General features: G+C 59.9%; 20 protein-coding genes. 9 read left to right on the top strand and 11 right to left on the bottom strand.

Annotated features, from left to right (window positions below; all coding sequences use genetic code 11):
• Nucleotides 1-19: 19 nt before the first annotated feature.
• Together ssuD and FHT28_RS22730 are read right to left on the bottom strand one after the other, a co-directional pair.
• On the bottom strand, nucleotides 20-1,195 hold the full coding sequence (gene ssuD, locus FHT28_RS22735) for an FMNH2-dependent alkanesulfonate monooxygenase (protein WP_168597442.1): 1,176 nt from the start codon (nucleotides 1,193-1,195) through the stop codon (nucleotides 20-22).
• Nucleotides 1,196-1,399: 204 nt separating this feature from the next.
• Complete coding sequence (locus FHT28_RS22730) at nucleotides 1,400-2,368, bottom strand: aliphatic sulfonate ABC transporter substrate-binding protein (protein WP_047556523.1); 969 nt, start codon at nucleotides 2,366-2,368, stop codon at nucleotides 1,400-1,402.
• Nucleotides 2,369-2,636: 268 nt separating this feature from the next.
• Between FHT28_RS22730 and FHT28_RS22725 the strand changes: the two genes are divergently transcribed.
• Nucleotides 2,637-3,509, top strand: coding sequence for an NAD(P)-dependent oxidoreductase (locus FHT28_RS22725; protein ID WP_047638285.1), 873 nt, complete (start codon nucleotides 2,637-2,639; stop codon nucleotides 3,507-3,509).
• Nucleotides 3,510-3,564: 55 nt separating this feature from the next.
• Here FHT28_RS22725 and FHT28_RS22720 read toward each other — a convergent pair whose 3' ends face one another.
• From FHT28_RS22720 to FHT28_RS22710, 3 genes are all read right to left on the bottom strand, one after another.
• Complete coding sequence (locus FHT28_RS22720) at nucleotides 3,565-4,053, bottom strand: Lrp/AsnC family transcriptional regulator (RefSeq protein WP_037202496.1); 489 nt, start codon at nucleotides 4,051-4,053, stop codon at nucleotides 3,565-3,567.
• A 65-nt stretch (nucleotides 4,054-4,118) separates the two neighbouring features.
• On the bottom strand, nucleotides 4,119-4,763 hold the full coding sequence (locus FHT28_RS22715) for a uracil-DNA glycosylase family protein (protein ID WP_047638286.1): 645 nt from the start codon (nucleotides 4,761-4,763) through the stop codon (nucleotides 4,119-4,121).
• Nucleotides 4,748-5,323, bottom strand: coding sequence for a thermonuclease family protein (locus FHT28_RS22710; RefSeq protein ID WP_047638288.1), 576 nt, complete (start codon nucleotides 5,321-5,323; stop codon nucleotides 4,748-4,750). Before FHT28_RS22710 ends, FHT28_RS22715 begins: the two co-directional genes overlap by 16 nt.
• Before the next feature lie 123 nt (nucleotides 5,324-5,446).
• Between FHT28_RS22710 and FHT28_RS22705 the strand changes: the two genes are divergently transcribed.
• Nucleotides 5,447-6,976 (top strand): HAMP domain-containing sensor histidine kinase, encoded by a 1,530-nt coding sequence (locus FHT28_RS22705; RefSeq protein WP_047638289.1) that lies wholly within the window; start codon nucleotides 5,447-5,449, stop codon nucleotides 6,974-6,976.
• A 17-nt stretch (nucleotides 6,977-6,993) separates the two neighbouring features.
• Here the strand turns inward: FHT28_RS22705 and FHT28_RS22700 are convergent, their stop codons facing one another.
• Both FHT28_RS22700 and cobT read right to left on the bottom strand, forming a co-directional pair.
• Entirely contained in the window at nucleotides 6,994-7,386 is a 393-nt protein-coding gene (locus FHT28_RS22700) for a diacylglycerol kinase (RefSeq protein ID WP_168597441.1), read from the bottom strand.
• Nucleotides 7,387-7,572: 186 nt separating this feature from the next.
• Nucleotides 7,573-8,589, bottom strand: a complete 1,017-nt coding sequence (gene cobT / locus FHT28_RS22695; protein ID WP_113118669.1) for a nicotinate-nucleotide--dimethylbenzimidazole phosphoribosyltransferase — start codon at nucleotides 8,587-8,589, stop codon at nucleotides 7,573-7,575.
• Between the two features lie 128 nt (nucleotides 8,590-8,717).
• On the opposite strand from cobT, the gene FHT28_RS22690 reads away from it, so the two are divergent.
• From FHT28_RS22690 to FHT28_RS22675, 4 genes are all read left to right on the top strand, one after another.
• Nucleotides 8,718-9,494: an adenosylcobinamide-GDP ribazoletransferase gene (locus FHT28_RS22690; protein WP_168597440.1), complete on the top strand. Its 777-nt coding sequence runs from the start codon at nucleotides 8,718-8,720 to the stop codon at nucleotides 9,492-9,494.
• 19 nt (nucleotides 9,495-9,513) lie between these two features.
• Nucleotides 9,514-9,735 (top strand): DUF1289 domain-containing protein, encoded by a 222-nt coding sequence (locus FHT28_RS22685; RefSeq protein WP_092573834.1) that lies wholly within the window; start codon nucleotides 9,514-9,516, stop codon nucleotides 9,733-9,735.
• Nucleotides 9,732-10,433 (top strand): TIGR02281 family clan AA aspartic protease, encoded by a 702-nt coding sequence (locus FHT28_RS22680; RefSeq protein ID WP_092573835.1) that lies wholly within the window; start codon nucleotides 9,732-9,734, stop codon nucleotides 10,431-10,433. The genes FHT28_RS22685 and FHT28_RS22680 overlap by 4 nt, the downstream gene beginning before the upstream one ends.
• A gap of 106 nt (nucleotides 10,434-10,539) precedes the next feature.
• Nucleotides 10,540-11,445, top strand: coding sequence for an EamA family transporter (locus tag FHT28_RS22675; RefSeq protein WP_168597439.1), 906 nt, complete (start codon nucleotides 10,540-10,542; stop codon nucleotides 11,443-11,445).
• Nucleotides 11,446-11,580: 135 nt separating this feature from the next.
• Here FHT28_RS22675 and FHT28_RS22670 read toward each other — a convergent pair whose 3' ends face one another.
• The 4 genes from FHT28_RS22670 to FHT28_RS22655 form a co-directional block, all read right to left on the bottom strand.
• Nucleotides 11,581-12,342 (bottom strand): ABC transporter permease, encoded by a 762-nt coding sequence (locus FHT28_RS22670; protein ID WP_037202510.1) that lies wholly within the window; start codon nucleotides 12,340-12,342, stop codon nucleotides 11,581-11,583.
• Complete coding sequence (locus FHT28_RS22665; RefSeq protein ID WP_047556510.1) at nucleotides 12,339-13,265, bottom strand: ABC transporter ATP-binding protein; 927 nt, start codon at nucleotides 13,263-13,265, stop codon at nucleotides 12,339-12,341. Before FHT28_RS22665 ends, FHT28_RS22670 begins: the two co-directional genes overlap by 4 nt.
• A gap of 385 nt (nucleotides 13,266-13,650) precedes the next feature.
• The gene (locus tag FHT28_RS22660) at nucleotides 13,651-13,905 is read right to left on the bottom strand and encodes a hypothetical protein (protein WP_092573837.1); all 255 of its coding nucleotides are present in this window, start codon (nucleotides 13,903-13,905) and stop codon (nucleotides 13,651-13,653) included.
• A gap of 105 nt (nucleotides 13,906-14,010) precedes the next feature.
• Nucleotides 14,011-15,198, bottom strand: a complete 1,188-nt coding sequence (locus FHT28_RS22655) for an extensin family protein (protein WP_168597438.1) — start codon at nucleotides 15,196-15,198, stop codon at nucleotides 14,011-14,013.
• Nucleotides 15,199-15,443: 245 nt separating this feature from the next.
• On the opposite strand from FHT28_RS22655, the gene FHT28_RS22650 reads away from it, so the two are divergent.
• The 3 genes from FHT28_RS22650 (at nucleotide 15,444) to FHT28_RS22640 (ending at nucleotide 18,141) form a co-directional block, all read left to right on the top strand.
• Nucleotides 15,444-15,833: an acyl-CoA thioesterase gene (locus FHT28_RS22650; RefSeq protein ID WP_037202516.1), complete on the top strand. Its 390-nt coding sequence runs from the start codon at nucleotides 15,444-15,446 to the stop codon at nucleotides 15,831-15,833.
• A gap of 4 nt (nucleotides 15,834-15,837) precedes the next feature.
• Nucleotides 15,838-16,428 carry a hypothetical protein gene (locus tag FHT28_RS22645; protein ID WP_037202517.1) on the top strand — a complete coding sequence of 197 codons (591 nt, stop codon included), beginning with the start codon at nucleotides 15,838-15,840 and terminating at the stop codon, nucleotides 16,426-16,428.
• 120 nt (nucleotides 16,429-16,548) lie between these two features.
• On the top strand, nucleotides 16,549-18,141 hold the full coding sequence (locus FHT28_RS22640; RefSeq protein ID WP_168597437.1) for an SEL1-like repeat protein: 1,593 nt from the start codon (nucleotides 16,549-16,551) through the stop codon (nucleotides 18,139-18,141).
• Nucleotides 18,142-18,170: the final 29 nt, after the last annotated feature.

Below are 18,170 nucleotides of genomic sequence, written 5' to 3'. Positions count from 1 at the left end.
ATCTCCTTGGAAGGATGGCTCACGAGCCGGAAACGACTTTCAGATTGCCGCCATGGCTGCCGCCGGCAAAAATCTGCTTCGCGCCGAACTCGTTGCGGAATCCGGCTCGCTGCTCCTCGCGGTTCAATCCGAGTTCGGGGAACAAGAGCTCCGCGACGCGATAGGCTTCCTCCAGATGGGGATAACCGGAGCCGATCACCGTTTCGATGCCGAGTTCCTGATATTCACGCAGCCTTGCCGCCACCGTCTTCGGTGACCCCACAAGCGCCGTGCCGGCACCAGCGCGCACCAGGCCGACGCCCGCCCAGAGGTTCGGCGAAACTTCCAGCTTGTCGCGGCGGCCGCCGTGAAGGGCCGCCATGCGCTTCTGGCCGACCGAGTCGGACTGCTTGACGAACTGCTCCTGCGCTTCGCGGATCGTCTCATCGTCGAGCTTGGAGATCAGCCTGTCGGCCGCGGCCCATGCCTCCTCATCCGTCTCGCGGACGATGAAGTGCAGGCGAATACCGAAGCTGACCTCGCGGCCCCGCTTGGCGGCAGCGGCCCGCACCTTCTCGATCTTCTCGGCCACCAGCGCCGGCGGCTCGCCCCAGGTCAGGTATTTGTCGACACGGCCGACAGAGAATTCGATGCCGGCATCCGAAGAACCGCCGAAATAGAGCGGCGGGCGCGGCGACTGCACCGGCGGCAGGCCCAGTCTTGCGTTGGTGGCCTTGATATACTTGCCCTCGAAGGTCGAAGATCCCTTCTCCAGCAATTCCTCCCAGACATGGAAGAACTCATCGGCGTGGGCGTAACGCTCGTCATGCTCCAGATGAATGCCGTCGCCTGCCAGCTCCGCCGGGCTGCCGCCGACGACGATGTTGAGCAGCACGCGACCGTTCGAAACGCGGTCGAGCGTCGAGGCGAGACGGGCGTAATAAGCAGGCGAAGCGGTGCCGGGACGGATCGCCACCAGGAATTTCAGCTTCTGGGTATGCGCCGAAAGAGCCGCCGCCGTAACGAAGGACTCCTCGCAGGAGACGCCCGTCGGCAGCAGCACGCCCGTATAACCCAGCCGATCGACCGCCTGTGCGATCTGCTGGAGATAGCCGATCTCCGGGCCGCGATTGAGGTCGGTCGTACCGAGATAAGTGCCGTCGCCGGAAGTGGGAATGAACCACAGGAAGTCGATGGGTTTTGCAGTCGCGGTCATGAAGTGTTCCTGCCTTCTGGATGCGCGTGGTCGGGAGCCACTTCCCGATGCTTCGATCGGATAGTGACATAGACTATGAATTATATCGACAATACAGATTTTCTATTGCCGGGCGTTCGGCGGAATATTTTTCCCCATGCGGACCCCCGTCCGCGATGTTTGAGACGCGGGCCGCACGGGCATCTGCAAGCAGGCCGCCAGTGCTCAGCTCGCCTTCGGCCGCCAGACGATATCAGTGACGGTCAGCTTCTTCGGGACAATCCCGAGATTGTAGAATTCATCGGCCAGCCCCTGCTGATAGGCGACCGCCGCATCGGTAATGGTCGAAACACTGCCAAGATCCGAGCCGGGGCGCGTCAATGTTACCCGCGTCACGTCGGCCGGAACGCCGGTGATCTGAGACAGGGCCGTAACTGTGTCGTCGAGATTGGACTGAGCCGCTGCCCCCACCTTGGCGAGTTCGGCGATCACGTCGGTAATGACCTGCGGATTGCCCTTGGTGAAATCGCCGTTCGCCAGGAAATAGCTGAAGGAGTCGACGATGCCGCGGGCAGTCGCGAGGATGCGGGTATCAGGATCCGCTTCGGCAATGGCAAGATAGGGATCCCAGATCGACCAGGCATCGATGGCGCCTGTCTTGAAAGCGGCCGAGGCATCCGGCGGCGCAAGATCGAGCGCCTGGACGTCGTTGACCGTCAGTCCGCCCTTGCGCAAGGCCTTGACGGTCACGTTGTGAGCGCTGGAGCCGCGCTTGAAGGCGACCTTCTTCCCCTTGAGGTCGGCAAGCGTCTGGATCGGCGAATCCTTGCGGACCAGAATGGCCGAGCTTTCGGGGCTGCCCGTGTAAAGGCCGACATAGAGCAGGTTGCCGTTGGCGGCCTGCGCAAAGAGCGGCGGCACATCGCCGGTCGCGCCGAAATCAAGAGCACCCGCACCGAGCGCTTCGAGCAGCGGCGGGCCGGACGTGAATTCCGACCATTCGACGGAGATGCCACGACCGGAGAGCAGTTTTTCCAGCGCTCCCTTACGCTTGGCGAGCGCCAGAACACCGTTCTTCTGCCAGCCAATGCGAAGGCTCGTCGCCGCAGCGGCACGTGCCGGCCGGAGGGAGGGCAACGCGAAGGCAGCTGCCGTGGCGCCAAGGAGGCCGAGTGTCTGTCTGCGCGAAATCATCGAAGATCCTTTTCATGGCGCCTTGGCGCTTCCTGCGGCCGCCGGCTTGTTTATCGATGCTTGAGCATCGCAAATCCATAGAATATATCGACAAAGGATATATTGAAGTTTCTCACCCGAGACGAAATTTGGTTTCGAAAAACATCATAAATTAGAAATGAAATTTCAAATCCTGTGGCACCGTGACAAGTTAGCCGATAAATCGGTCTTCCGTCCCTCTAGCCTTTCCGCTAAGCCTTCAGTCAAAATCGGTCAGGGAGTAACGAAAATGGCAAAGGTCGCATTCATCGGCATGGGCGTCATGGGATATCCCATGGCGGGGCATCTGAAGGTCAAGGGCGGGCATGACGTCACCGTCTACAACCGGACCATTGCCAAGGCCGAGGCATGGGCCAAGCAGTTCGAGGGCAAGTTCGCCCCCACCCCGGCTGAGGCCGCCGAAGGCGCCGACTTCGTTTTCACCTGCGTCGGTAATGACGACGACCTGCGCTCGGTCACGATCGGCGAAAACGGTATCCTTTCAGGCATAAAAGCCGGCGCGATACTCGTCGACAACACCACCGCCAGCGCCGAAGTGGCACGCGAACTCTACGCTGCCGCCAGGGAGAAAGGCGCCAACTTCATCGATGCGCCCGTCTCCGGCGGGCAAGCCGGCGCGGAAAACGGTGTGCTGACAGTCATGTGCGGCGGCGATGAAGCCGTGTTCGAGAAGGCACGACCTGTGATCGACGCCTATGCTCGCATGGTCGGCCTGATGGGAGCGGTCGGTGCTGGCCAATTGACCAAGATGATCAACCAGATATGCATCGCGGGCATCGTTCAGGGTCTTGCCGAAGGCATCCACTTCGGCAAGCAAGCCGGCCTCGATATCGAAAAGGTGGTGGAGGTCATTTCCAAGGGAGCCGCCGGCTCCTGGCAGATGGAAAACCGCCACAAGACCATGAATGTCGGCAAATATGATTTCGGCTTTGCCGTCGACTGGATGCGCAAGGATCTCGGCATCGTGCTCGCCGAAGCCCGCCAGAACCAGGCCAAGCTGCCGCTGACCGCGCTCGTCGACCAATTCTACGGCGATGTTCAGGCCATGGGCGGCAACCGCTGGGATACGTCATCCCTGCTCGCACGGCTGGACCGGAAGTAACGAAAGTCTATCAGCTGAAATAACGATTCGGCTGAGCGCCCTTGCGAAGCGGCGCTCAGTCCTCGTTCGACTTCGCATTCTCCAGCAGCATGTAATCCAGCGGCAGCTCCGTCGAATACTTGATCTGCTCCATCGCAAAAACCGACGATACGTCGCGGATTTCTATCTTAGCGATCATGCGCTTGTAGAAAGCGTCATAGGCGGCGATATCGGGAACGACGACCCGCAGCAAATAGTCGACATCGCCGCTCATGCGATAGAATTCCACCACTTCCGGGAAATCGGCAATCACCTCGGAGAAACGCTTCAGCCATTCGATGGAGTGGCTGTTGGTGCGGATGGAAACGAAAACGGTGACCTTGGTGTTGACCTTTTCAGGATCGAGAAGCGCCACGCGGCGGCGAATGACGCCGTCCTCTTCCATCTTCTGGATGCGGCGCCAGCATGGTGTCGTTGACAGCCCGACCTTCTTGGCGAGATCGGCCACGGCCAGAGTGGAATCCTCCTGCAGAAGACGCAGGATTTTGCGGTCAAGACGGTCCATTTAAGCATCCCTTCGAATTATATTCTCTCTATAGCCTACTTTAAGCGGGAGAAAAGAAACTTTTTTCAAGAAATCAGGATTTTCACACGTTCTTGTAACGCGGGGAGCAACTCCGCCTCAAACCAGGGATGACGCTTCAGCCAGCCGCTGTTGCGCCAACTCGGATGCGGCAACGGCAGAACGGCCGGCGATCGGCGCGAGAGTAAATAGTGCCGCCATTCCGCGACCGTTTCCGTCATCGACGCCATGCGCTCAGCGCCGAGATGCCATGCCTGGGCATACTGACCGATCGTCAGGATCAGCTCGATCTGCGGCATCGCATCCACGGCCTTCTGCCGCCATAAAGGCGCGCATTCCCTGCGCGGCGGCAGATCGCTACCGGCTGCGTCATAGCCGGGAAAGCAGAAGCCCATCGGCAACATGGCGAAATGGTCGGGGTTATAGAAGCTCTCGCGATCGACACTCAACCATTGCCGCAGCCGATCGCCGGAAGCATCGTTGAACGGCAGGCCGCTCTCGTGAACGCGCAGGCCAGGCGCCTGCCCCGCAATCAGGATACGCGCCGTCGATGAGAGCGTCGCGACCGGCCGTGGCTCATGCGGCAGCCGATCCGCCTCGCCTTTCGCCGGCGCGTCCCGACAGAGTCGACATACGGCAATCGCCGAATGCAGGGCCTGCAATTCACTTTCCCGCTTCACTGCGTCCTCCATCCGACGAGTTGCTGCAGATAGTCGATCAGGCCTGTGAGCGAATTGCTTCCATTGGATTGCGCCACATTCTCCTCGCGCCGATAGTCCTTCGGCCGCTCGAAATCACCGGCCCAAACTCCGGCCTTCGCCTGCCGCGCCGCGTGCTCCTCGGCGGTATAGCCGCCGTAGGACAGCGCCATGCCGCTGCGAACCATTTCACCATTGATATCGAGCTCGCCCGCCATGCAAGTTACGAGCAGCCGGCCATAGCGATCATGGTCGCGTCCACGGCATTCCGGTGTGCCGGCGTTAATAAGTGTGTTGAGGGTTCGGCGCGCTTCTTCGCCGCAAGCCCAGTCTATGCCGTTGCGTCGACATTGTTGACGATACTCAGGCGCATCGATGCCAAGCAGTCGGAAGCGCTCGCCATCGGATGAGAGCGTATCACCATCGATAACGAAAAAGCTGCCGGTTTGAATGAGTTCCGGGCGATTATTCATCTTCAACGCCAGCAAACCGAGCACCGCGAGCAGAGCAAATGTGGTCACGCCGTCACGAAACAGGCGGCTGGACCGCGTCACGCTACTGCCTCCTTTAAGAATAAATCCTTGGCAAAGATGGCAAACAAATCATTTCGTCGCAGCATCTTCTTAAGATTTGACCGCTAGTCTGTAATCTCACGCAGGCCAAGTTTCAATGTGTCCATGAGAACCGGCGTCAGCACATCGACAGATAAAAACATCGTCGACCGATCGCGCAGTCACCGCAACCGGGCTGTGTCGAAGGCCGTGCGGCAGACGCGCGAGCGCCTGCAAACCGGCCACAGCCGCAACTTCGATCGCGAACTTATGGTCATGCATATCGACACGTTGCTGCAAGGTGCGGCAATCGTGCCGATCTTCGCCATCGTCGTCGCGGCGCTCGGCGTCTATCTGACGCGTGACGTCCAAATCTTCTTCTGGACCATTCCCATTCTGACGGCGCATGCCATCAACATGCTGCTCGGCAGACGAGCAAAGAAGCAGGACATAACCGCCGAGAGCGCCAGGAAATGGCGTCAGATCCTGTTGCTGGGACAGCTGCTTGTCGGCCTCTGTTGGGCAATCTTCGCCATGCAAGGCTGCGCGACCTGCGGCGGCGACAGCTTCAGCCTCTATAAGGGCGCGACATTGCTGGTGGCCATCTGCATCACGGCGATGGCCAACTTCATGCTGCCGCGCGCCGTTCCCTTTTCCTTTGCACCGGCCACGGTAGCTCTTGCCGTAACCGCGATCCTGACACGAAAGCCCTCCGACATCGCGCTGACTGCGGCGGTCTCCGTCGCCGTGATTTTCTTCACCCTCATCACCAATCGGATGTTTCAATCCAATCTGAAGATCCTTTCCTTCCAATCTGAAAAGGATGATCTGATCGTGGAATTGGAAGTCGCAAAGTCCATGTCCGACGAGGCGCGCAGGCGTGCCGAGGAGGCAAACCTCGCCAAATCACGCTTCCTCGCCTCCATGTCGCATGAACTCAGAACGCCGCTGAACGCCATTCTCGGATTTTCCGAGGTCATGTCGGCTGAGGTCATGGGGCCGTTGAACAATGCGACCTATCGCGAATACACCACCGATATTCATCGCTCCGGGCAGCACCTGCTCAACCTGATCAACGAGATCCTCGATCTGTCGCGCATCGAAGCCGGCAAATACGAGCTGAACGAGGAAGCAATCTCGCTGCTCGATGTGGCGGAGGATTGCATCGGCATGGTGCAGCTGCGCGCCCGCGGCAAGAACATATCCATCTCGTCTCAATTCGAGCCGCAGCTTCCCTCGATATGGGCAGATGAAAAGTCCTTGCGTCAGGTGATCCTCAACCTTCTGTCGAACGCCGTGAAATTCACGCCGCAAGGCGGCGAAATCAGCGTCAAGGTCGGCTGGACGGCCGGAGGCGGACAATATGTGGCAATCAAGGACAATGGGCCTGGTATTCCCGAAGAGGAGATCCCGGTGGTCCTCTCCGCCTTCGGGCAGGGCTCGATCGCCATCAAGAGCGCGGAGCAAGGAACCGGCCTGGGGTTGCCGATCGTGCAGGCCATCCTCGCCAAGCATGACGGTCAGTTCATGTTGAAATCCAAGCTGCGTGAAGGCACCGAGGTCATCGCCATTCTGCCGGCCAGACGCGTGCTGCAAAGCCTGCCGGCCGTCGAGGACGCACCGCTCATCGAACGGCGCAAGAAGAGCTTCGCCTGAGGTTCGTTTTCCGGCGCCTAGCGGAAAAGCAAATGGCTGCCGACAACGTAAAGCATATAGATGCCGGCAGCGACCAGCATGCAAAACACGGCGAAGGAGCCAAGATCCTTGGCATACTTGCCGACATTGGAAATCTCCGGCGAAATCCGGTCTATGACCTCTTCTACGGCTGTATTCATTGCTTCGATCGCAAAAACGCCGAGGAAAAGCACCATGCCAATGACGATCTCACCGAGGCTTGCACCGATTACGATCAGCAGGATCAGTGAAACCGCTGCAAACAGCAGCTCCTGGCGAAAAGCAGCCTCCTGAAGCAGCCGTTGAAAACCACCCCAGGAATAACCGGCAGCGGCAAAGAAATGCCTGAAACCCGTTTCCTTGGTGACTGCTGGTTTCGAAAACTCGGCCATGCCCGCTCCGCCCGCAATGTTCCGATTGCAAATTAGACGCTTCGCGAATACCGCCTCAGCTTCGATGAAGCAAGACGACACTTTCGAACGCCCTCGAAATTCACTACAGATTTATGACGTGAAACGATCGCTCCACAGGAAATTCAGTGGCGAAATACCTCTCCGGCATCTCGCCACCATATTCGATCAGTGCTTGTTGGCGACACCGGCGCTTTCGAACGTCGCCATCCCGGAATGGCAGGCCGCGGCGGCCTTGACGATCCCGGCCGCAAGCGCCGCGCCGGTGCCCTCACCGAGCCGCATGCCGAGCGCCAGGAGCGGTGTCTTGCCGAGCTTCTCGATGGACCTCAAATGCCCCGGCTCCGCCGAAACGTGACCGATCAGGCAATGATCGAGCGCGGATGGATTGGCTGCCTTGAGGACGGAGGCGGCAGCGGTCGCGACATAGCCGTCGATGATAACAGGGATGCGCTCCATGCGTGCCGCAAGAATGGCGCCAGCCATGGCGGCGATCTCACGACCGCCGAGACGACGCAGGACCTCCAGCGGATCGGAAAGATGAGCGCGGTGCAGCGCGACCGCCTTCTCGACGGCAACGATCTTGCGCCTCAGCATCTCGCCCTCGGAGCCCGTTCCCGGACCCACCCAGTCCTCCGCTTTGCCGCCGTAAAGCGCATAGTGGATGGCGGCGGCGATGGTGGTGTTGCCGATGCCCATCTCGCCGATGCAGAGCAAGTCCGTACCGCCGGCGATCGCCTCCATGCCGAAGGCCATGGTCGCGGCACAGTCGCGCTCACTCAGCGCCGGCTCCTCGGTGATGTCGGCCGTCGGAAAATCGAGCGCCAGATCGAAGACCTTGAGGCCGAGATCATAGGTGACGCAGATCTGGTTGATCGCCGCGCCACCGGCGGCGAAGTTCTCCACCATCTGCTGCGTGACGGAAGGCGGGAATGGCGTAATTCCCTGCTTGGTGACACCGTGATTGCCGGCAAATATCGCGACCAGCGGCCGGGTCACCGCCGGCGGCCGGCCGGTCCAGGCCGCCAGCCAGAAGGCGATCTCCTCGAGCCGACCGAGCGCGCCGGGCGGCTTGGTGAGCTGCGCGTCGCGCTCGCGCGCCGCCACGAGCGCCTGCGCATCCGGCCCAGGCAGGTCGCGCAGCAGGGTGCGGAAATCGTCGAATGGCAAGCCGGTTACGCTCATGAATGCCGTTCCTTGTCTTTTGGTCTCAAATCAGGTTCTTTGCGTGCGACTCTATTAGTCTTCGGAATCGGCGCGAACAACTCCAAAAGCGCCCGATGCTGTCGCGCCGGTAGCGGGGAGAGGAAGAAATGCGGGAATACATGCGCGACATCGCGCGCGCGGTCGCCTTTTTAAGTCGCATTCCCGTGCCGACCTCGTTTTTCACAGGCTATGACGGCAAGCTCGCGCGGGTTTCCCGCGCCTTCCCCTTTGCCGGATTGCTGATCGCCCTGCCCGCCGCCTTTGTCTTCGGTGTGCTGCTTGCCCTTCACATCGATCCGCTGATGGCAGCGCTGCTGGCTCTCACGCTGCAAACGGTCATCACAGGTGCGCTGCACGAGGACGGTCTCAGCGACACCGCTGACGGATTGGGTGGCGGCAAGGACCGCGAGCGCGCGCTTGCCATCATGAAGGACAGCCGCATCGGCACCTATGGCGCTTGCGCGCTGATCCTCTCCTTCGGGCTGCGCGCCGCGGCATTGGCGGCCATCGGCCGTGGCACCCTGCCATTCGATGCAGCAGCCGCTCTTCTGGCAACCGTCGCCCTCAGCCGCGGCGCGATGGTGTGGCACTGGTATGCACTCCCTCCCGCCAAACCGGATGGAATCGCGGCTTCCGCCGGCAGGCCGGATGGCGATGCCATGCAGCTGGCGCTGATCGTGGCACTAGGCCTTGCGACGTTCCTCATTTGGCCGAGCCTGGGTATTCCCGCGCTTGTTCCCTGCCTTCTCGTAACCGCCGCCGCGACGTTTCTCGTCACCCGACGCGTGCGCCAAAGACTGTCCGGCCACACCGGCGACACCATCGGCGCGACGCAGCAGATTTGCGAGATCGCATCCCTGTGCACTCTTGCTATGTGCATTTGAAGCATCGATATATGATCTCATGCTGACACCCTGCATCCTTGTCTGTTCCATCGATACGAACACCGGCTATTGCTTCGGCTGCGGACGCACGACCGAGGAAATCGGTGCTTGGATGACGTATAGCGACGACGAACGCCGCGAGATCATGCAGACCCTGCCCGAGCGCCTGACGAAGGTCGAACGCAAGCCTCGCAGGGAAACCCGCCGCCAACGGCTGGCGCGGGAGCGCAGTACCGCATGAACCGCTTGAACATCGTTCTCGCCATTCTCGGGATCGGCCTTGCGCTGCTCATCTTCAACAACAGCGGCGGCACGACCTTCGGCATGCACAATGACGACTTCGCCCGCATCGTCTATCTGTTGCCGATCGCCCTGATGATGAGCGCCGCAGTCTGGGCGAGCCGACAGACCGTCAGCCAGTCGCTGCGCAATCTCCTGATCTGGCTGGTCGTCATCATGGCGTTGGCAACCGTCTATATCTATCGCCACGACGCCGAGCAGGTCGGAAACCGCGTCTTCGCCGGATTGATGCCGGGACATGCGGTCGTGGTTACCACAAGCGAAGGCGGACAGGAGATCATCCTCCACAAGCGCTCGAACGGGCATTTCGAAGCGGAAGTGCTGATTAACGGACAGCCGATCGATATGCTCATCGACACCGGCGCCAGCACCATCGCGCTTTCGCAGGAAGACGCCGAACGCGTCGGCATCATCCCGGAAAACCTCACCTATTCCATGACCGTGCTGACCGCCAATGGTCGCGCCAAAGCCGCTCCCGTCGAGCTCGGCTCGGTCGCCATCGGCCCGATCAAGCGCCGTGACGTCGAGGCGACCGTGGCCGAGGCAGGCAGGCTCGACCAGAGCCTGCTCGGCATGAGCTTCCTGGAGACTTTGGGCTCGTTGCAGATGCAGACCGACGAGCTTCGGCTCAGGGATTGAGCGAGGCGAACGACGGCAATCGATAGTTCGGCCGGGATCGAAGCATTCCTCGGTCCCGTCACTCTAAAAGACGGCAGATCTGAACCGTACAAAGAGTGAAATGCGCATGGCATCCGCAAAGACCAACATAACGACAGAGTTGCTGCTTCTCTTGATCCTCGCGACCTGCTGGGGCGCGTCCTACAGCTTTATCCGCGTCGGCGTGGCGACCATTCCGCCAATCACGCTGATTGCCGCCCGCACCTTGATCGCCGGCCTCGTTCTCCTTGCGATCATTCGCTGGCGCGGCCTCCATCTGCCGAGAGATGCGGCGACCTGGCGGCGCTTTCTCGTTCAATCCTGCCTCAACAGCGCGATTCCCTTCACGCTGATCGCCTGGGCCGAACAGACGCTCGACGCCGGCCTGGCAACGATCCTGAATTCCACGACACCGATCTTTGCATTCCTGCTCTCGGCAATCCTTCTTCGCAGCGAGCGGTTGACGGGACGCAAGCTGTTCGGCGTCGTGGCCGGCATGGCAGGAATTTGTCTCATCATCGGCCTCGATGCATTGAATGGAGTAGGCCGGCAACTGCCCGCGCAGTTCGCCGTCATCGCCGCATCGGTCTGCTATGCCAGCGCCGCACTGTTCGGGCGCAATTTCAAGGGACTGGATCCGATGATGCCCGCCGCCGGCTCGTTGCTATGCGGCGCCGCTCTCCTTATCCCCGGCAGCTTGTTTTTCGAGCATCCTTGGCAGATCACGCCGTCAACGGCCTCGATCCTGTCCCTGCTCGGCCTGTCGATCGTTTCGACCGCCCTCGCCTTCAGCATCTATTTCCGGCTCATTCAAACTCTGGGTTCGGTCGGCACCACTGCGCAGGCCTACTTGCGCGTTCCCATCGGCGTCGGGATAGGCGTGATCTTCCTCGGCGAACCCGTATCCTCGACGGCAGCCGCGGGTCTTGTCTGCGTCGTAGCGGGTGTCATGGCCATGACGATCGCACCGCGCAAAAAGATGGCAGCCGGTTGAACGCGCCGTGGGGGCTGAAGAGACATCAGGTCAGCAGCGATAGATCGCCCCGGACGAAAATGAGATTGTCGGAGCGCCGGACCGCGTCATCCGCAATTGCCTGCCATATTGAGATGTCCGACGATAGCGGCGTGCTTAGTTTCTCAATCGGTACCCCGTCCTGAAAATCCATCCGAGAACACCCAGACAGATGACCAGGAAAAGCGTGATCATGGCAAGGCTCAGCACCGGATTGACGTCGGCGATACCGTAGAAGCTCCAGCGGAAGCCGCTAACGAGATAGAGAACCGGGTTGAGGTGGCTGACGGCCTGCCAAAAGGGTGGCAGCATGTTGATGGAATAGAAGCTGCCGCCGAGGAAGGTCAGCGGCGGCACGACGAGCATGGGAATAAGGTTCAATTGCTCGAAATTCCCGGCCCATATGCCGATCATGAAGCCAAACAGGCTGAAGGTCACCGCCGTCAGCACGAAGAAAAGGATCATCATGAACGGATGCTGGATGGTGATGTCAACGAAGAAGTTCGCCGTCAGCAGGATGATCAGGCCGATCATCATGCCCTTGGTCGCCGCCGCGCCGACATAGCCGAGAACGATCTCGGTCATGGCGACCGGAGCGGACAGGACTTCATAAATCGTGCCCGTGAATTTCGGGAAGTAGATGCCGAAGGAGCCGTTGCTGATGCACTGACCGAGCAGCGTCAGCATGATCAGGCCCGGCGTGATGAAGGCGCCGTAGGAAATGCCGTCGACCATGTGGATGCGCGAGCCGATGGCGGCGCCGAAGACGATGAAGTAGAGCGAGGTGGAAATGACCGGCGAAACGACGCTCTGCAGCAGCGTGCGGCGCGTGCGGGCCATCTCGAAGGAATAAATGGATTTGATCGCCTCGAAGTTCATTTGCCTTCTCCCACCAGCGATACGAAGATGTCCTCGAGCGAACTCTGGCGCGTCGAGAGGTCCTTGAAGTGGATCCCTTCGGCTGCCAACCGCGACAGAAGCACCGCGATGCTCGACTGTTCGTGCTGGGCATCGAAATCGTAGATCAGCGTCAGACCGTTTGATCCGAGCGAAAGCCCGTTGCCTTCGAGGCAGTGCGGTATGGCATCCAGCGGCTCGCTGAGATCAAGGATCAGCTGCTTGCGGCCGAGCTTGGCCATAAGCGCCTTCTTCTCCTCAACGAGCAGCAACTGGCCGCCATTGATGACGCCGACACGATCGGCGATCTCTTCGGCTTCCTCGATATAATGCGTCGTCAGGATGATCGTGACGCCGGAGCCTCGCAAGCGCTCGACCACGTGCCACATGTCCTTGCGCAGCGTGACATCGACGCCGGCGGTCGGCTCGTCGAGAAAAAGGATCTGCGGTTCGTGCGACAGCGCCTTGGCGATCAGGACGCGCCGCTTCATGCCGCCGGACAGCTGGCGAAGCGTGTTGTCCTTCCTGTCCCACAGCGAGAGGTCACGCAGCACCTTCTCTATGTGTGCGGGGTTCGGTTTCTTGCCATGCAGTCCGCGCGAAAAGCTCACCGTATTCCACACGGTCTCGAACTGGTCGGTGGTCAGCTCCTGCGGCACGAGGCCGATCATGCTGCGCGTGGCGCGAAAATCGCGCACGACGTCATGGCCGCCGACCATCACCGAGCCACCGCTCGGATTGGCGATCCCGCAGACAATCGAAATCAATGTCGTCTTGCCGGCACCATTCGGCCCGAGCAAGGCAAGGATTTCTCCCTGCTCGATATCGAGATCGATACCTTTCAGCGCCTGGAATCCGTTGGCATATGTTTTCGTAAGACTGCGGATGGAAATGATCGGAGCCATGATGCAAGTAAAGTCCGGTCTATATGATTAATTTCGCGGCGTTTGCCCGCTATATAGCCCGTCTTGTGCTTTTACCATCCCGCGGAGCTGAAACACAGCGTTCGCTTATGCCAAATAAGCTGTCATCAAATCGTGACCTTCGTCGGGCATATAAGCCCTTAGGTGAGCAACGTTCGTCGCAACTCCGCCCAACGCCTCTTGGCGACTTCGTCAGCGCCGACAATACTCCATAGTTTATTGCCGCCACATTGATATTGCATCGCATCATTGCAACATGAAATTGTTTTTTGGAGCAGGCAAGGATCCCCGTCGTTGCCATGCGCCGCTCAAGCCGGCCCTCGCCGGCTTTTCTTTTTTCGCCAGCTTATGACCGAAGACGCGCCGATTACCAACTGCCGTTTACACCGCAACCGGCTGGCGGCAGCGTCTTGTGCTCGAAACGGGCTTTCAACATCTCGCAGCCCTTGTCGCGTATGGGTCCGGGCATCATCGTATTGAGACCGATGCCGACTTCATCGAAGGGATCGTCCGCATAGGCGACATAGGCGTACCAGCGCCCGCCGATCACGACGACAATGGCGACCAGAGCAGCGAATAGCGCGCGCCCCAGGCTTCTTTTTCTTCTCGGTGCTTCTTCCATGAAACCCTCACTCGCCCCGGTCGTCGCAATTAACAGCGATTTCCCTCTCAGATAAATCAGCTTTCGTCGCCGGCAAGGGTGTATGCGTCTCCGGCGAACCGCCAATCAAAGGCTGCAATAACGCCGGCCGCCGTTGCGTTCCCTGAGGTCGAAGTGGAAATGATTCCAATGTTCAGGGTTGCTGCCCGGCCCGAGTACGGTATCGAAATAACGGCAGCTGTCGATGCGAACAGCCTTGAGCAGCCGACCCTCTCGGAAGGAGAACAGGCCCTTCTTGCGCACGTCGATCACATGGCCGTTCTTCAGGATGAAAGTGCCGACATCGATGGCATTGCCATGAGCGTGCTCCGACATCGGATTATAACGTTGCCGGCTATTGTTCATCCGGCGGCAGGAATAGCCGCCGAGCGGCACGATAGTGCCGATGCCGGTCCAGTAGCGGGTGCGTGCTGCCGGCGCCAGTTCGTTCTTCACCCATTTGGCGAAGGCCAGGGTGACCTGACAATTCAGCGTGACGGCCGGCCTGACGGCGATATTGCCGGAAAGCCCGCTCAGCGAAATCGGATAGGGAACCTGGCAGGCAGGGCCGTTCGAAATCGCCGGCTTATCGACATAGACGACGCCCATGCGCCTTAGTTCCTGCCGGCAGGCGATTTCGGAAGGCGGCATCATACCTGGAGGCGATTGGGGCGCCTCGAACTGATCGATGCGCGGCATCGGATTGTCAACGCGTGGCAGCATGGCCAGTTGCGTGCCCGGCTGCCGCCGCGGTACGGGTGATTGATTGAGCTCGGCCTGGGCTGCCGGCCGCTGAAGGATCGAACGATTGGTCTGCACCGGCGCGTCCGAGCCGATACCGTCGACAACAGGCTGGTCGGTTTCGCCCTCGGCAATGTTCTGCTCTTCCTCCTGCGCCAGTCCGACGACAGATGCTGATCGAGCCTCTTCGCTCAGTCCGACGCCAAGTTCCGCATCCATATTGACGCCCTGAGACGGAACATCCGATTGCTGAGCCAGGCCCGCCTCGACATCGGTCGTGGTCACGGCCTCTCCGGTTCCGGCAGAACGGCCATTACCATTGTTATAATTGCTGGAGGCTGAAACGACGGGGTCCTGCGCCCCTGGATAGGCAAATTGCCGCTGCGCCACGCTGCGATGCGGCTTGATCGAGCCGACGCGCGCGGTGCTGTCGACATTCGACGGCGGCACAAGGCTATCGGCCGTGCATGCGACCAGCGCCGACGACAACATCAGCGGCAGCAGAGCCCGCCGTAGAATGGGTAAATAGGCCATAATCCTGATCCGTTGCCCCAGCCACGGTCGGTAACGATGACAAATCCTAAACGGGAACGGTGAACGAATGCTTACCGCGGCAAATCGCGGTGTATCGGGACAACACCAGGAGCGGGCAGAAGGTTCGAATGAGGCCGAGCAGCCTGCGAGTTCCCAGGATGAAACACGGACAAAGTCTTTCCCATCGCGGTCGGATTGCATAGGTTGGTCACGGGAATCGGTGTGCTGGCAATAGGAGCAAATGGATGAATGACAACGTCAAACCGAAAGGCGAGCTGACATTGCGCACGCTGGCCATGCCTGCAGACGCCAATCCCGCCGGCGACATTTTCGGCGGCTGGGTCATGGCGCAGATGGATTTGGCAAGTGGCATCCGCGCAGCTGAGCGGGCTCGTGGCCGCGTGGTCACCGCCGCCGTGAAGGAGATGGCTTTCGAGCTGCCGGTCAAGATCGGCGATACGCTGAGCGTCTTCACCGACATCGAACGCGTCGGCCGCACGTCGATCACGCTAAGGGTCGAAGCCTGGGCACACCGTTCGCGCTACAATGCGATGGAGAAGGTGACGGCTGGGACATTCATCATGGTAGCCCTCGACGAGAACGGGGCGCCGAAGGCGGTGCCAGCGGAGACCTGATGTGATAGAAGCCGCGCATTCGCCGGAAGTTTACGGCTATATCAGGACGGTCATGAGCATGGTCATCGGCCTTTCTCTTGCGCAGCTTCTGACGCGCCTTGCCGGCTTCGTCCAATCGCCCGGGAAGAACCGCGTCTATTTCGTCCACATCGGCTGGGTGCTGTCGATGTTCCTCTACATCATCCATTTCTGGTGGTGGGAATATCGGCTGCAGTCGCTGCAGGTGATCACCTTCGCGGTCTATCTTTTCCTGATCTGCTTCTGTTGCCTCTTCTACTTCCTCTGCGTACTCCTTAATCCACCGTCGATCGACGAATATGGCGGTTTCGAGGAATATTTCATTTCCCGCCGGCGTTGGTTCTTCGGCCTGCTTGCCGTCACCTACGCCGTCGATCTCATCGACACATGGCTGAAGGGAGGAGCCTATTTCCACTCGCTCGGCTGGGAGTATCCGACGCGCAACGTCGTCTACATCGTCCTTTGCATTGTCGCGGCCATGACGGCCAATCGGCGGTTCCAGGCGGCATTCGTGACGGTCGGGCTGATCTACCAGATCACATGGATCTTCCGCCTCTATGACGTGATGCCGGGATAGGGATTGAGATCCAGTCGCCTTAAAACCACTGCCATTTCCATGCTCTACAATTCTTGACCAAGACATCGCCATATTGTTCAGATCGATTGACCTCTGGAATATGGGTGGGAGACTCAAGCCTTGAAAACAAAGAGCTATGCATTGGGATTGGCGCTCGCTCTTTCGTTGCCCTGCCTTGCCTACGCCGAAGATCCCGCACCGGGCCCGGCAAATACTACCATCGACCTGAAATACTGGATGGAGTTCGCGAAGCAAGGAAACGCCGCAGCGCAATATGGCCTCGGCTATCGCTACGCCAACGGCCAGGGCGTGGAGCGTGACGATGCACAGGCGGTCGAATGGTATGAGAAAGCCGCCGCCCAGGGGAATGCCCAGGCCCAATACGCCCTCGCCTACATGTATTCGAACGGCCGCGGTATAGATGCCGACCAGAAACAGGCGAACGATTGGTATCTGAGGGCCGCGCAACGCGGCAACGCCGACGCGCAATATGCCATAGGCTATTCGTTGGCGAACGGCCGAGGCATGGATGCCGACAACGAACAGGCCGTCAACTGGTACCAGAAATCCGCAGCCCAGGGCCAGGCGCAGGCGCAATATGCCCTCGGCTACATGTATGCCAACGGTCTCGGCGTTCAGCAGGATTACGCCATCGCCCTCGGCTGGTATCGCAAGTCTGCCGACCAGGGCCGTACCGATGCTCAATACGCACTTGGCCATCTGTACGACAACGGCCAGGGCACGGCAGAAGATCAGGCAGGAGCCATAGACTGGTATAGAAAGGCTGCCGATCAGGGATACGCGCAGGCCCAATATGCTCTCGGCTACGCCTATGCCAATGGTAGGGGCGTCGAACGGAGCGATGCCGATGCTTATTCCTGGTACAGGAAAGCTGCGGACAAAGGTCGCGCCGACGCACAATACGCGGTTGGCTATAGCCTCGCGAACGGATTGGGTGTCTCGCGGGATTATAGACAAGCGCTGCAGTGGTATCGAAAGTCAGCCGATCAAGGGCGCTCCGACGCGCAATATGCTCTCGGCTACCTCTATGCCAACGGTCAGGGCGTCAAGGCCGACGAAAGCGCGGCGGTGAAATGGTATCGAAAATCGGCTGATCAGGGCGACGCACAGGGTGAATACGCCCTCGCCTTCATGTATTCAGGCGGTCGCGGCGTTGCGAAGGACTACGGCAAGGCGCTCGAATGGTATGGCAAATCCGCCGATCAAGGCCAGGCGGACGCGCAATATGCCCTTGGCTACATCTATCAGAACGGCCAGGGAACCGCACCGGACAAAACGGCCGCGGCAAGCTGGTATCGCAAGGCAGCCGACCAGCACAATTCCCAGGGTCAGTATGCGCTCGCCTATCTCTATTACCAGGGTGAAGGCGTTGCGAAAGACTATGGACAGGCCGCCGATCTGTTTCGAAAGGCCGCCGAGCAAGGCGATGCCCGCGCTGAATACGGTCTGGGATATATGTATTATAACGGCTATGGGGTGCCGAAGGATTCCGGAATCGCCGCCGACTGGTTCAACAAGGCGGCCGCCAAGGGGTTGCCCGAAGCGCAGCACGGTCTCGGCTACATGGAAGCCAACGGTGAAGGCCCGATCAAGGATCTTGGACCGCTGGGTCAAGGACGCTCCGCCGACGGCGGCACCGGCGATTCCCTTGGCTGGATCACCCTTCGCCTGCTGATGGCGCTTGTGCCGTAGCATTTGCAAAAAAGTTCGGCATTGATAAT

Source organism: Rhizobium sp. SG570 (assembly GCF_012275345.1).
Taxonomy (GTDB): Bacteria; Pseudomonadota; Alphaproteobacteria; order Rhizobiales; family Rhizobiaceae; genus Rhizobium; species Rhizobium lusitanum.
The sequence above is the reverse complement of the archived record's forward strand: the minus strand, read 5'-3'. Positions and strand labels throughout refer to the sequence as shown.

Bases quoted from the DNA above. Each gene is read 5' to 3' on its own strand.
- FHT28_RS22690 (WP_168597440.1), top strand. From the start codon at position 8,718: ATGCGGGAATACATGCGCGACATCGCGCGCGCGGTCGCCTTTTTAAGT.
- FHT28_RS22705 (WP_047638289.1), top strand. From the start codon at position 5,447: ATGAGAACCGGCGTCAGCACATCGACAGATAAAAACATCGTCGACCGA.
- FHT28_RS22715 (WP_047638286.1), bottom strand. From the start codon at position 4,763: ATGGAGGACGCAGTGAAGCGGGAAAGTGAATTGCAGGCCCTGCATTCG.
- FHT28_RS22660 (WP_092573837.1), bottom strand. From the start codon at position 13,905: ATGGAAGAAGCACCGAGAAGAAAAAGAAGCCTGGGGCGCGCGCTATTC.
- FHT28_RS22665 (WP_047556510.1), bottom strand. From the start codon at position 13,265: ATGGCTCCGATCATTTCCATCCGCAGTCTTACGAAAACATATGCCAAC.
- FHT28_RS22700 (WP_168597441.1), bottom strand. From the start codon at position 7,386: ATGGCCGAGTTTTCGAAACCAGCAGTCACCAAGGAAACGGGTTTCAGG.
- cobT (WP_113118669.1), bottom strand. From the start codon at position 8,589: ATGAGCGTAACCGGCTTGCCATTCGACGATTTCCGCACCCTGCTGCGC.
- FHT28_RS22685 (WP_092573834.1), top strand. From the start codon at position 9,514: ATGCTGACACCCTGCATCCTTGTCTGTTCCATCGATACGAACACCGGC.
- ssuD (WP_168597442.1), bottom strand. From the start codon at position 1,195: ATGACCGCGACTGCAAAACCCATCGACTTCCTGTGGTTCATTCCCACT.
- FHT28_RS22655 (WP_168597438.1), bottom strand. From the start codon at position 15,198: ATGGCCTATTTACCCATTCTACGGCGGGCTCTGCTGCCGCTGATGTTG.
- FHT28_RS22675 (WP_168597439.1), top strand. From the start codon at position 10,540: ATGGCATCCGCAAAGACCAACATAACGACAGAGTTGCTGCTTCTCTTG.
- FHT28_RS22725 (WP_047638285.1), top strand. From the start codon at position 2,637: ATGGCAAAGGTCGCATTCATCGGCATGGGCGTCATGGGATATCCCATG.
- FHT28_RS22680 (WP_092573835.1), top strand. From the start codon at position 9,732: ATGAACCGCTTGAACATCGTTCTCGCCATTCTCGGGATCGGCCTTGCG.
- FHT28_RS22730 (WP_047556523.1), bottom strand. From the start codon at position 2,368: ATGATTTCGCGCAGACAGACACTCGGCCTCCTTGGCGCCACGGCAGCT.
- FHT28_RS22650 (WP_037202516.1), top strand. From the start codon at position 15,444: ATGAATGACAACGTCAAACCGAAAGGCGAGCTGACATTGCGCACGCTG.
- FHT28_RS22670 (WP_037202510.1), bottom strand. From the start codon at position 12,342: ATGAACTTCGAGGCGATCAAATCCATTTATTCCTTCGAGATGGCCCGC.
- FHT28_RS22720 (WP_037202496.1), bottom strand. From the start codon at position 4,053: ATGGACCGTCTTGACCGCAAAATCCTGCGTCTTCTGCAGGAGGATTCC.